The sequence below is a fragment of the Nocardioides sp. genome, from assembly GCF_041600255.1.
Taxonomy (GTDB): Bacteria; Actinomycetota; Actinomycetes; order Propionibacteriales; family Nocardioidaceae; genus Nocardioides.
In genome coordinates this window covers 1-12,089 of the sequence record NZ_JBFIKK010000105.1, presented here as the reverse complement: position 1 = coordinate 12,089, position 12,089 = coordinate 1, and the positions used below count along the sequence as shown (strand labels likewise).

At 72.4% G+C, this 12,089-nt stretch carries 14 protein-coding genes; 6 read left to right on the top strand and 8 right to left on the bottom strand.

Annotation, left to right across the window (positions count from 1 at the left end; all coding sequences use genetic code 11):
• The 4 genes from aroF to pknB form a co-directional block, all read right to left on the bottom strand.
• The coding region (gene aroF / locus ABZE72_RS12530; protein ID WP_372729369.1) for a 3-deoxy-7-phosphoheptulonate synthase at nt 1-983 on the bottom strand (983 nt) is incomplete at its 3' end.
• Nucleotides 984-1,081: 98 nt separating this feature from the next.
• Nucleotides 1,082-2,008: a DMT family transporter gene (locus tag ABZE72_RS12525; protein ID WP_372729368.1), complete on the bottom strand. Its 927-nt coding sequence runs from the start codon at nt 2,006-2,008 to the stop codon at nt 1,082-1,084.
• A complete protein-coding gene (locus ABZE72_RS12520; protein ID WP_372729367.1) occupies nt 2,005-2,907 on the bottom strand; it encodes a deoxyribonuclease IV in 903 nt (300 codons plus the stop codon). Before ABZE72_RS12520 ends, ABZE72_RS12525 begins: the two co-directional genes overlap by 4 nt.
• Before the next feature lie 71 nt (nt 2,908-2,978).
• The gene (gene pknB, locus ABZE72_RS12515; RefSeq protein ID WP_372729366.1) at nt 2,979-5,015 is read right to left on the bottom strand and encodes a Stk1 family PASTA domain-containing Ser/Thr kinase; all 2,037 of its coding nucleotides are present in this window, start codon (nt 5,013-5,015) and stop codon (nt 2,979-2,981) included.
• A 140-nt stretch (nt 5,016-5,155) separates the two neighbouring features.
• Here pknB and ABZE72_RS12510 point away from each other — a divergent pair, with 140 nt between their 5' ends.
• The 4 genes from ABZE72_RS12510 (at nt 5,156) to ABZE72_RS12495 (ending at nt 7,102) form a co-directional block, all read left to right on the top strand.
• A complete protein-coding gene (locus ABZE72_RS12510) occupies nt 5,156-5,527 on the top strand; it encodes an Rv2175c family DNA-binding protein (protein WP_372729365.1) in 372 nt (123 codons plus the stop codon).
• Nucleotides 5,528-5,535: 8 nt separating this feature from the next.
• A complete protein-coding gene (locus ABZE72_RS12505; protein WP_372729364.1) occupies nt 5,536-6,006 on the top strand; it encodes a ribonuclease domain-containing protein in 471 nt (156 codons plus the stop codon).
• Nucleotides 6,003-6,437 carry a barstar family protein gene (locus ABZE72_RS12500; protein WP_372729363.1) on the top strand — a complete coding sequence of 145 codons (435 nt, stop codon included), beginning with the start codon at nt 6,003-6,005 and terminating at the stop codon, nt 6,435-6,437. The genes ABZE72_RS12505 and ABZE72_RS12500 overlap by 4 nt, the downstream gene beginning before the upstream one ends.
• Nucleotides 6,438-6,529: 92 nt before the next feature.
• On the top strand, nt 6,530-7,102 hold the full coding sequence (locus tag ABZE72_RS12495; protein WP_372729362.1) for a dihydrofolate reductase family protein: 573 nt from the start codon (nt 6,530-6,532) through the stop codon (nt 7,100-7,102).
• Nucleotides 7,103-7,132: 30 nt separating this feature from the next.
• On the opposite strand, the gene ABZE72_RS12490 is transcribed toward ABZE72_RS12495, so the two are convergent.
• The gene (locus ABZE72_RS12490) at nt 7,133-8,206 is read right to left on the bottom strand and encodes a polyprenyl synthetase family protein (protein ID WP_372729361.1); all 1,074 of its coding nucleotides are present in this window, start codon (nt 8,204-8,206) and stop codon (nt 7,133-7,135) included.
• A gap of 73 nt (nt 8,207-8,279) precedes the next feature.
• Between ABZE72_RS12490 and metF the strand changes: the two genes are divergently transcribed.
• Nucleotides 8,280-9,170 carry a methylenetetrahydrofolate reductase [NAD(P)H] gene (gene metF, locus ABZE72_RS12485; RefSeq protein ID WP_372729360.1) on the top strand — a complete coding sequence of 297 codons (891 nt, stop codon included), beginning with the start codon at nt 8,280-8,282 and terminating at the stop codon, nt 9,168-9,170.
• A gap of 6 nt (nt 9,171-9,176) precedes the next feature.
• On the opposite strand, the gene ABZE72_RS12480 is transcribed toward metF, so the two are convergent.
• From ABZE72_RS12480 to ABZE72_RS12470, 3 genes are all read right to left on the bottom strand, one after another.
• Entirely contained in the window at nt 9,177-10,478 is a 1,302-nt protein-coding gene (locus ABZE72_RS12480) for a phytoene desaturase family protein (RefSeq protein WP_372729359.1), read from the bottom strand.
• Nucleotides 10,479-10,545: 67 nt separating this feature from the next.
• A complete protein-coding gene (locus tag ABZE72_RS12475) occupies nt 10,546-10,911 on the bottom strand; it encodes an ArsC/Spx/MgsR family protein (RefSeq protein ID WP_372729358.1) in 366 nt (121 codons plus the stop codon).
• Nucleotides 10,911-11,384: a YbaK/EbsC family protein gene (locus tag ABZE72_RS12470; RefSeq protein ID WP_372729357.1), complete on the bottom strand. Its 474-nt coding sequence runs from the start codon at nt 11,382-11,384 to the stop codon at nt 10,911-10,913. The genes ABZE72_RS12475 and ABZE72_RS12470 overlap by 1 nt, the downstream gene beginning before the upstream one ends.
• Nucleotides 11,385-11,440: 56 nt before the next feature.
• On the opposite strand from ABZE72_RS12470, the gene ABZE72_RS12465 reads away from it, so the two are divergent.
• Complete coding sequence (locus ABZE72_RS12465) at nt 11,441-11,896, top strand: hypothetical protein (protein ID WP_372729356.1); 456 nt, start codon at nt 11,441-11,443, stop codon at nt 11,894-11,896.
• Nucleotides 11,897-12,089: the final 193 nt, after the last annotated feature.

The window sequence follows — 12,089 nt, the reverse complement described above, 5'->3', positions numbered from 1 at the left end:
TGGGCGAGCTCGCGCAGCTCGGCGCCGAGCAGCGCCTGCGGGCCGTCGCACAGGGCCGACTCCGGGTCGGGGTGGACGTCGACGATGATGCCGTCGGCGCCCACGGCGATCGCGGCCCGGGAGAGCGGTACGACGAGGTCCTTGCGGCCGGCGGCGTGCGAGGGGTCCACGATGATCGGCAGGTGGCTGGTCGCCTGGACGACCGGGACCGCAGAGATGTCCAGGGTGTTGCGGGTCGAGGGCTCGAAGGTGCGGATGCCCCGCTCGCACAGGACGACGTCGAGGTTGCCGCGCTGGGCGATGTACTCGGCCGCCATCAGCCACTCCTCGATGGTGGCGGTCATCCCGCGCTTGAGCAGCACCGGCTTGCCCGAGCCGCCGACGGCCTGGAGGAGGCCGAAGTTGGCCATGTTCCGGGTGCCGACCTGGAGCATGTCGACGTGCTCGGCCACCATCGGGACGTCCCGGGCATCGACCACCTCGGTCACGGTCGGCAGCCCGGTCGCAGCGCCCACGTCGGCCAGGATCTCGAGGCCCGCCAGGCCCAGGCCCTGGAAGGCGTACGGCGAGGTCCGCGGCTTGAACGCCCCGCCGCGCAGGATCGTGGCCCCGGCGGACTTGGCCATCCGGGCGGCGCCCAGCGTCTGCTCGGGGGTCTCCACGGCGCACGGCCCGGCGATGAACGTGAACGAGTCGGGGCCGATCGGCACCTGGTGGCCGGGCCTGCCGACCCACACCGTCGAACGCTCGGCGTGGTGCTGGCGGCTGACCAGCTTGTAGGGGTCCGAGATCCGGTGCACGTCGGCCACGCCGCGCAGGGTGCGCAGGTTGAGGTGGTGGAAGGACTCGATGTCCCCGACCAGTCCGATGATGGTGCGGACCACGCCCTTGGAGACGAAGGCCTCGCCGCCGACTCCCTCGACGCGGGCGACGACGTTCGCGACGTCCTCGTCCGTGGCATCGGGCGACATGACGACGACCATGGTGTGTCCTTCGAGTGGTGGGTGACCGGCGGTGGAACGCTAGTCGACCGGCCGCCGGTGGCCCTCCCGCTGCCAGCATGTGAGCCGGCGGCAGGGCCTCACACGGCGATGTGCTGGACCTCGGCCTCGATCTTGCGACGCGGAACCAGTTCGACCACCAGCATCGCCACCAGCACCATCGCGCCGCCGGTCAGCATCCGGGCGGTCAGCGACTCGCCGCCGAGCAGCACGGCGAAGAAGGCCGCGAAGACCGGCTCCATGCTCATGATGATCGCGGCCCGGGTGGGGGTCAGGTGGGCCTGCGCCCAGGTCTGCCCGACCAGGGCCAGGGCGCCCGCGAAGAGGGCCATGTAGACCACGGAGAGCCAGTCGGCGCCGGTGTTCGGCAGGACCAGCCCGTCGGGCGCGGTGGCGACCAGGCAGACCACCGCGATCACGGTGATCTGCACGATCGTCATGCCCAGCGCGTCGCGTGCGCTCGCCCAGGCGCCCAGGCCCACGATGTGCAGCGCGTAGAGCACGGCTGCGACCAGGGTGATCGACTCGCCGTACCCGATGCTGAGGCCGTCCAGGGTCAGGACGCCGAGGCCGGCGGTGGCCAGCAGGACCGCGACCCAGGTCATCGGGGTGATCCGGGTGCGCAGCAGCGGGGCGGCGAGCAGCGGGGTGCAGATCACGTACATCCCGGTGATGAAGCCGGAGACGCTGGCGGGCGTGTGCGCCAACCCGGCGGTCTGCAGGATCTGGGCGACCCCGTAGAGCAGGCCGAGGACGACCGCGCGCCGCCGCAACTCGGGAGAGAGCCGCTGGACGGTGCGGGGTGCGATCGCCAGCATCACCGCGGCGGCGATCGCGAAGCGCACGGCCAGGAAGTCCAGGGTGGGCACCCGGTCGAGCAGGTCCTTGATCAGGAAGAACGTCGATCCCCAGCAGGCCGTCATGGCCAGCAGGGCGAGCGTGGCGAGCAGCCCGGTGCGTCGATCGGTGGGGAGCGGCGGCGTGAGGGGCGTGGAGGTGGCGCTCACCCGAGGGACTCGGCTCGCAGCCGCTTGAGCAGCGGGATGTCCACGTTGTCGGCGTTCCGGGAGTCCGGGGTCTCCAGGATGAACGGCACGCCGGCGGTGGCGGGGTGGGCGAAGAGCTCGCTGAAGGCGGCGGTGCCGATGTGGCCCTGGCCGATCTTCTGGTGGCGGTCCTTGAACGCACCGCGCACGTCCATCGAGTCGTTCGCGTGGATCAGGCGCAGCCGTCCCTCGCCGCCGATCTCGACGATCCGGTCGACCGTGGCGGTCGCGCCGCCCGGCTCGTCGAGCGGGGCGCCGGCAGCGAAGACGTGGCAGGTGTCCAGGCAGATGCCGGCCTTGGGGTGCAGGTCGAGCGCGCGCAGATAGGGATCGAGGTCCTCGACCCCGGCGCACAGGGAGCGGCCCTGACCGGCGGTCGGCTCCAGGAGCAACCAGGGAGCGGTCTGGTCACCGAGGCCTTCGAGCAGCGGCAGCAGCCCGTCGCGGACCTGGCGCATCGCGGCGGCGTACCGCTGCTCGCTCTCGGCCGGGTCGGCGGAGGGATCGACGAAGGAGCCGGTGTGCACCACGACGCCCTCGGCACCGATCTGCGCGGCACGCAGCAGGTTGTGCGCGACGACCGCCACCGACTTCTCGTACGTCGCCGGGGTGGGGGAGCCCAGGTTCACCAGGTACGGCGCGTGGATGAACGCGCGCAGGCCGCGGGTCTCGAGGGCGGTGCGGAAGGCGGCGTCCTCGGCCGGGTTGCCGGCCGAGAGGGCCCACCCGCGGGGGTTGCCCACGAAGATCTGCAGGGTTTCGCAGCCGAGCTCGTCGGCCGACGTGAGAGCGCCGGAGGCCAAGCCCTTACCCACCTGCACGTGGGTTCCGACGGGGTTGCGGAGGGCGGCGTCGAGCATGGCGGAACGCTAGTCGGGGGCGGGGATCCGACCACAATCGACACCGTCGAACCGGTCGCGGTCGAACGGGGTCAGATCAGGTAGAGCGTGATCGTGCTGCCCTTGGGCACCATCGAGCCCGACTTCGGGTCGACCCGGAAGACGTAGCCGATCCCGATGTAGTTGCGGTCGCGCTCCACGTTCACCACGAAGCCGAGGGCTTCCAGCCGCGAGGTCGCGTCCTTGACCCCTGAGGCGATCAGACCGCTGGGCACCTCGACGAGCTGGGGCCCCTTGGAGACGACGAGCCGCACGGTGTCACCGCGGAAGAGCGTGCCGCTGCGGGGGGACTGGGCGACGACGTGGCCCTCGGGCACGGTGTCGCTGAACTCCGCGGCGCCGCGCTCGACCTCGAGGCCCTTGCCGGTCAGCTTGCGCTCGGCGAGGTCGGCGTCCTTGCCGGTGAAGTCGCGCACCGTGATCGGGCGCGGACCCTGGCTGACCACGAGGTCGACGGCCGTGTCCGGGCGCAGCGTGGTGCCCTTCTTCGGGTTGCTGCCGAGCACGGTGCCCGCGGGCACCTTCTCGGAGTAGCGCTCGACGGTCTTACCGAAGCCCAGGTTGGTCGCGGTGAGGGCGTCCTGCGCCTCGTCGACGCTCATCCCGCGCATCGCGGGCACGTCGTAGCGCTCCTTGCCCAGCGAGATCACCAGGGTGACGCTCGCGCCGCCGAGGATCCGGACGCCGGGGTCGGGGTCGGTGTCCAGCACCCGCCCGGCCGGCACGGTCTCGGAGTACGCCGGCTCGCCGAGCTCCGCCGCCAGGCCCGCGGCCTCGATCTTCTCCACGGCGGCCGCCCGAGCCAGGCCGATGACCGCCGGGGTCGAGGTGTAGCGGCCGTAACCGAACCACCAGGCTCCGAGACCGGCACTGATCGCCAGCAGCAGGGCGACCAGCAGCAGCGCGAGGCCACGGCGAGAACGCCCGGGTCGGCGCGGTCGGCGTGGGCGTCGCGTACGTCGCGGCGCGCGGGCCGGGGCAGGTGGGACCGCGAGCGCCTGCTCGATCTCGCTCGGGTGGCCCGAGAGTCGGGCGGTGGCGCGCAGGTCGTCGAGGTCGGCGCGGTCGAACGGCTCGGGCGCGGTGTCGGTCCGGACCCCGCGCTCGTCGAGCGGCGTGCCGGAGTCGGGGTGCAGCAGCAGCGGGGCCAGGTCGGCGGTCAGCTCCGGGTCGTCGGGCACGCCGTCGGCCACCGCCGAGGCCACCCGGTGCAGCTGGTGGAGCAGGACGCTCGCGTCGGCGGGCCGCTGGCTGCGATCCCGGGCGGTGGCGCGCGCGACGAGCGCATCGACGTACGCCGGGAGCTCGGGCACCAGTCGGGACGGAGGCGGCACGTCCTCGTGCACGTGCTTGTAGGCGACCTGGATCGGGGACTCGCCCTCGTGCGGCTTCTCGCCGGTGAGCATCTCGTAGAGCACGACGCCGGCGGCGTACACGTCCGCGCGGGGGTCGGCGCGACCGTCGACGACCAGCTCAGGGGCCAGGTAGGAGACCGTGCCGATCAGCACGCCGCCGGTGGCGGTGTGCTGGGTGTCGGCGCTGACGGCCTTGGCCAGCCCGAAGTCGGCCACCTTGATCCGACCGTCGTCCGCGATCAGCACGTTCTCCGGCTTGATGTCACGGTGGATCAGGCCGGCCCGGTGCGCGGCGGCGAGGGCGGCCACCACCGGTTCGAGCAGGGCCAGCGCCTTGCCGGGCGCCATCGGGCTCTCCTTGCGGATGACGTCGCGCAGGGTGTGGCCCTCGATCAGCTCCATCGCCAGGTAGACCGTGCCGTGCTCGTCGCCCTGGTCGTAGACCGCGACCACGTGGGGGTGGGAGAGGCGGGCGGCCGCGCGCGCCTCGCGCACGAAACGGGCCGCGAACTCGTCGTCGTCGCCGAGGCCGGGGTGCATCACCTTCACCGCGACGGTGCGGTCGAGCCGGATGTCGGTGGCCTCGTAGACGCTGGCCATGCCGCCGCGGGCGATCCGCGGGCCGATCCGGTAGCGACCGTCCAGCAGGCGGCCGGTGATGGGGTCGCTGATGGCAGCGTCGCCGCCCTTGCGGGCGTGCTGATCTGACTGCACGGCGAGCCTCCTGCGACCGGACGGGGAAGGATCCGGGACCCCAATCGTACGGATCCGCGAGCCCGGAGCGGCGCTCAGGCACCCCGGGCGTGGCGTGCGAGGGTTTCTCTGCGCGTGCCGCAGGTGGAAGAGTTGCCCCCATGAGTGAATCTGGTGCACACGACATCGACCTCGGCGCACTGGTCCCCGACTGGATCGACTGGGCGGCAGCCGCCGCCGAGCTGGGGGTCACCGTCGCCAAGGTGCGCACGATGATCCGCGAGCACGAGCTCGCCGCCGCCGTCCCGCGGCCCGGCGCCGGCCAGCAGATCCCGGCCGACTTCATCCAGGACGGCCTCGTCGTCAAGGGCCTGCCCGGCCTGCTCACCATGTTGCACGACGGTCACTACGACGACCGCGAGTGCATCGCGTGGCTCTTCACCGACCTCGACCTGCCGGGGCGTCCGATCGACGCACTGCGCGAGAACCGCGGCTCCGAGGTCAAGCGCCGCGCCCAGGCGATGGCGCTCTGAGCAACGCGATGACCGACCGGCGGCGTCTGGTCACCCTGCTGGTCGCGGCCCTGGCCGGGGCCGTCTTCTGGTGGCTCCAGGCCGACGACCCGACGGGACCGACCACCGCCCAGCCGACCGCGACGAGCAGCCCGACCGCGACGAGCAGCCCGACGGGCTCGAGCACGCCAGGCGCCTCCGAACAGGTCGACCCGGTCAGCGGGCTGCCCTGGATCGACGAGGCCGACCTGCCGCCCCAGGCGTGGGACACCCTGGACCGGATCGACGACGGCGGGCCGTACCCCTACGACCAGGACGACGGGATCTTCGGCAACTTCGAGCAGATCCTGCCCGACCGGCAGCGGGGTCACTACCGTGAGTACACCGTCGACACCCCCGGTCTCTCGCACCGCGGGGCCCGTCGGATCGTGACCGGGCTGGCCGGCGAGTTCTACTGGACGGCCGACCACTACGAGTCCTTCGAGCGGATCCGACGGTGAGCGGGCTCGCCGCGCTGCTGGCCGGGCGGGTCTCCCCGGGTCTCTACCGGTGGCGGGCGCACTTCGACGTCGCCGACGTACGCCGCACGGTCGAGCACGCCGGTTGGCGTTTCGCGCACCTGGACGGCTGGACCACCGAGACCAAGGCCGAGGTCCTCGAGGCGATCGGGGCGGCGCTGCAGTTCCCCGAGCACTACGGCCGCAACTTCGACGCGCTGGCCGACTGCCTGACCGACGTCGCTGCTGACGACTCCGAGGGCACGGTCCTGCTCTGGGACGGCTGGGGTCCGTTCGCCCGTGCCGAGGAGCGGGCGTTCTCCGTGGCCCTGACCGTGCTGGGCACGCGGGTCAACGCCGAGCGCGGAGGCGCCTTCGCCGTCCTGCTCCGCGGCGACGGCCCGGAGCCGATCGGTGTGCCCGAGCTCGACTGAGCCGCTCTCACGGGTGTGCTCCCATTGGGCGAAGCGCGCCGATCCGGCATGGATCCGGCCATCACGACGCGAGCACTTCTGGAGGCCCTGACATGAGGACGGCACCACGCGACTGGACGGGGCTGGTGTTCATCGCCACCAGCGTCGACGGATACATCGCCCAACCCGACGGTGGCCTCGACTGGCTCACCGACCCACCCGCCGAATCCCGCCACGCGGCGGCACATGCAGGCGAGGACGCACCCCCCGACTACGACGCCTTCACTGAAGGGGTGTCCCATCTGGTGATGGGCCGGGCCACGTACGAGAAGGTGCTCACCTTCGGCTTCTGGCCGTACGAGCACTTCCGGACCGTGGTCATCAGCACCACGCTGACCCCGGGTCGTGACGAGCGGATCACGGTGGTCGCCTCCGTCGACGACGCCTGCGCCCTCCTCGACGAGGAGCACGCCACCCAGGTCTACGTCGACGGGGGCCAGGTCGTGACCGAGTTCCTCGGGCGAGGTCTGATCGACGAGCTCGTCATCTCCCGCGCCCCGGTCATCCTGGGCGACGGCCTGCCGCTCTTCCACCGGATGCCGGCCGAGACCCGACTGATCCACCTCGGGACCTCCACCACCGACTCCGGCATGACCACCACCCGCTACCGGCTCGCCGCTCGTTGACCGGCCTCCGCCTGGCAAGCGGCCGTGCGGTCAGACCAGGCGCTGGGTGGCGGCCGAGGCCAGGTCGCGGAGTACGCCGCTGGCGTGGTCGTCGAGGTCGCTGCGCTCCAGTGCCACCAGGGCCCGGTCCGCCAGGTGCCCGATGACCTCCTCCACCTGGGCGTGGGCGCCCGATGAGTCGATGATCGCCCGCAACTGCTGGACGCGGGTCTCGTCGAGCGGCGTCCCGAGTGAGCGGTCGAGCAGCGCGGCGTCCTCACGGTTCGCCGCGTCCAGGGCGAGTGCGACCAGCACCGTGCGCTTGCCCTCGATCAGGTCGTCGCCGGCGGGCTTGCCGGTGGTCTCCGGGTCGCCGAAGACGCCGAGCAGGTCGTCGCGCAGCTGGAAGGCCTCGCCGAGCGGAAGGCCGAACCCGGAGAGCGCACGGATCGTCTCGGGCGAGCCGCCGGCCAGGGCGGCGCCCACGTGCAGCGGACGCTCGATCGAGTACTTGGCCGACTTGTAGCGCAGCACCGTCATCGCGGTGTCGACGTCCGCGTGGCCGCGCGCCTGCACCGAGACGTCGAGGAACTGCCCGGCGATGACCTCCGAGCGGCACAGGTCGAAGAGGTCGAGTGCGGCGGAGACCTGCTCGTGCGGCAGGCCACAGCGACGGAGCAGCTCGTCGGCCCAGCTCAGCAGCAGGTCGCCGAGCAGGATCGCGGCCGCGGCGCCGTACTGTTCCGGACTGCCGCGCCAGCGGGCAGCCCGGTGGTCGGCATCGAACTGGCGGTGCGTGGCGGGGCGACCGCGGCGGGTGTCGGAGGCGTCCATCAGGTCGTCGTGCACCAGGGCGCTGGCGTGCAGCAGCTCGAGCGCCGCGCAGGCCCGGATCAGCGCGTCCTCGTCGACGACCTCGGGGTTCACCGCCCGGTAGCCCCAGTAGCAGAACGCCGCTCGGAAACGCTTGCCGCCGGAGACCGACGTGCGGGCCTCGTCGAGCAGCCGGGAGGCGTCGTCGCCGAGCGGAGCGAGCCGCGTGGTCTGCTCGGTGAGGAACGTGTCGAGCGCGGCCTGGACGCGGTCACGGAACTCGGAGCTGTCCCACTCGCCACTGCTCGTCACGGACCCGAGCGTAGTCAGGTACGGAATCTGGACGTTCCCCGGGCCGGTGGGGAGCGGAACCTAGACTTCCGCCATGGCAGAGGACCGCACACGGGGGATCGGGCAGCTGATCCGCGACGGAGAGCGTTCCTTCTCCTTCGAGTTCTTCCCACCGAAGGACGAGGCGGGGGAGGAGCAGCTCTGGCGCGCCATCCGGGCGCTCGAGCCCTACCGGCCCACCTTCGTCTCGGTGACGTACGGCGCCGGCGGCTCCACGCGCGACACCACGGTCCGGGTGACCGGGCGGATCGCGCACGAGACCACGCTGACCCCGATGGGGCACCTGACCTGTGTCGGCCACACCCGCGAGGAGCTGCGAGGCATCCTCGCCTCGTACGACGCCGCCGGCGTGCACAACGTGCTCGCCCTGCGCGGCGACCCCGCCGGTGGTCCCGGGACCCCGTGGACCGCCACCGAGGGAGGGCTGACCTACGCCGACGAACTGGTCGCGCTGGCCCGTGAGGTCGGCGGCTTCAGCGTGGGCGTCGCGGCCTTCCCCGAGGGGCACCGTGAGGCGACCTCGTTGGAGCACGACGTCCAGGTGCTGCTCAACAAGCAGCGCGCCGGCGCCGAGTTCGCGATCACCGAGATGTTCTTCCGGGCCTCGGACTACTTCGGTCTCGTCGAGCGCGGGCGGGCTGCCGGGGTCGAGATCCCGATCCTGCCGGGGATCATGCCGATCACGAACCTCAACCAGATCAAGCGGATGGCCGAGCTCTCCGGTCGGGAGGTGCCGACCGAGGTGGTGGCCCGGGTGGCCGCGCACGAGGACGACCCGGTCGCGCTGCGCGCCGAGGGCATCGCCGTGGCGGCGGAGCTCTGCGAGGCATTGCTGGCCGGGGGAGCGCCGGGCCTGCACTTCTACACGCTGAACCGGTCCAAGGCGACGCTGGAGATCTTCGCGGCACTGCAGATCACCGTCTGAGGCCGATCAGGCCTCGCCGACCGCCTGGGCGACCAGCGCGGCCGACAGTCCGACGAACGGCAGTCCGGCGCCGGGCGTGGCGTGCGCACCGGCGGCGTAGACCCCGGGGATCGGGGTGTCCGGACCCAGCCGACGACGGGTGGTGACCCGGCCCTGCCAGAGCACGCCGAGCGGAGAGCCGCCCCAGCGCTCGACCAGGTCGCGAGGCGAGCGGTCGATCCGGACCACCACATTCTTGCGGACGTCGATCCGGTGCCGGGCCAGCGCCCGCAGGATGTCCTCGGCCAGCCGACCCCGCCCGTGCACGGTCCAGGCCTGTGCGCCGTCGGGTGCCTGTCCACCGGTGCGGACGACGATGCTCGGGTCGCCGTGCAGCACGAGCTCGTGCGGTAGGTCGGGCAGGTCGCCGTCGAGCCCGAGGTGGCTGACCACCGGTGGGATCGCCGGCATCGTGCGACGTACGTGGTGGGCCAGGGCCGGAAGTCGGCGCGGGTCGATGGCGCAGACCACGACGTCGGCGTCGAACTCGCCGCCGGAGGACGTCACGGCCACGGCCCGTCCTTCGCGGAGCACCAGGTCGAAGGCCTCGGTCTCGGTGTGCACGTCGACCTTGCGGGTCGCCATCCGGTCCGCCAGGGCGGTCCCGAGGGTGGCCATCCCGCCGGGCACCGTCCAGGCGCCGAAGCGCTGCTCGACGTACGACGTCACCCCGAGCCAGGCGGGCACGTTGCGCAGGTCGTGGCCCTCGGCGACGAACGGGTGCCCGGCCACGAGCTGGAGCCGCTCGTCGGAGAAGGCCCGCCGCAGCGAGCGGTGCAGGGTCTGGCGGCTGTTGAGCAGTCGGGCCAGCTCGCGGGGCAGGTGGTCGCGGTCCCACGGTGTCTCGAGGTAGTTGCGGCGCAGCACCTCCCACTGCTCACCGAAGCCGGCGACGTGGTCGACCCAGCGCTGCCCGAGCCCGGGCCCCAGCTCGTCGAAGGCAGCGATCTGGGCGCTCCGGGAGCCGCCGGGCACGGCGACCGAGGTGCCGTCCTCGAAGCGGTGCTCCCGGATGACGTCGAGGGGGACCAGGTCCAGCTCACGCTCGACGGGGCGGCCGGACTTGCGGAAGAGGTCCCGGATCACGGCCGGCAGCATCGTCCAGCTCGGACCGGCGTCCCAGGTGAACCCGCCCTCGGACTCGAAGGAAAGGGCGCCCCCCAGGCTCGCCGAGCGCTCCAGGAGGGTGACCTGGTGTCCGAGCTTGGCGAGCCGGGCCGCCGAGGCGAGGCCCGCGTACCCGCCACCGATGACCACCACGCGCGACATGCCCGCACCCTACGGCGAAGCGATCCCAGGCAGACAGCGGGGCGCGGCCCGTCCGTGCCGGGGCGCCTCAGCGCTCCGCGGCGACGATGCGGGCCACGGACTCCGGGTCCCGACCGACGACAGTGGTGCCGTCGCCGGCGGTGATGATCGGTCGCTGCAGGGCTCGCGGGTGCGCCACGAGCGCCTCGAGCCATGCCTCGCGGTGGTCGGGCTCCCGGGGCAGGTCGATGCCGGCCTCGCGGGCCTCCTTGTCCCGCGCCACGTCCCACGGCTCGAGCCCGAGCCGCTCGACGACCTCGGCGAGCTCCTCGACGCTGGGCGGGTCGTCGAGGTAGCGGCGCACGGTGTGGGCGACGCCCGCGGCCTCGAGGTCGGCCACCGCGGTGCGGCACTTGGAGCAGGCGGGGTTGAGCCAGACCTCCACGCCGGCCATCAGTCGACCTCGATCTCGGTCGCGCCGGTCATCGCCACCAGCTCGTCGTACGTCGTGGAGAAGACGGCGGCAGGGTGGCCGGCGGCCGCCCACACGACGTCGTGGCGACGCAGCCAGGAGTCGAGGTAGGTGGGCACCGTGTCCGGGTGGCCGATCGGGGAGACGCCCCCGATCACCTGTCCGGTGTGCTCGCGGACGAACTCGGGCGTCGCGCGGCGCAGGGCGTCGACGCCGATCCGGGCCGCGACCTTGGCCGTGTCGACCCGGTGCGCTCCCGAGGTGAGGATCAGGACGGGGGTACCGCCGGCGTCGAAGAGGAGGCTGTTGGCGATGGCGCCGACCTCACAGCCGAGGGCCGCGGCGGCGAGTGCAGCGGTGTGCACCGCATCGGGCAGAATGACCACGTCACCCGTGCCGCCGCGGCGCTCGTGCTCGTCGCGGAACCGGGTGATCGTCGGGTGTTCGGTCGTCATGGGCCGACCCTAACCAGCGCCCGACCCGTGCAGGCTCAAGGCTGAGGAGTTTCGAGATGGGTCGACAGCGACCACGTTCGGTCACCTGGGTGGTCGGTGCCCTGTGGGGGATCGTGGCGTTGAGCGGGCTGAACGCCTTGCTGACGGTGGTCCTGCACGAGGATCTGGTTCGCTCGTGGGAGTCCGGGCACCCGTCCATCACCGAGACCGTGCAGCCGCCGGCGTTCGTGCCGGTCGCGATCGTCCTCTTCCTCACCTTCGCCGCCCTGATCTGGGTGCTGATCGCGTTCCTGCTGACCGGGCACAACTGGGCCCGGCTCTCGCTCGGGGTCCTGGTGGTCTTCGTGGCCCTGGGGTCCTTGTCGGGCCTGCGGACCGACCTGCCGGTCGCCTTCGAGGTCCTGCTGTGGGTCTCGCTGGTCCTCGACGTGGTGGTGCTGGTCCTGCTGTGGCACCGCGACACGAGTGCCTACCTGCGCGGCGTCGAGCCGGCCGCCCGCCCGACCGCCTGAGGTCGCGGCTCCTCCCTCCCTCCCTCCCTCCCTCCCTCCCTCTTCCTCCGCGCCACCCCGGGCCCTGTCGCGCTCCGGCAGGTGAGCCGCCGGTGGTTCCGGGGTGAGTTCGCGAGGGGTTCTGCGCCGTTCTCGATGCGTTCCTTGACGTCCTGTCCGTGGCGGGGTGTAGCGTGGTGCTTGTTCGAACAGG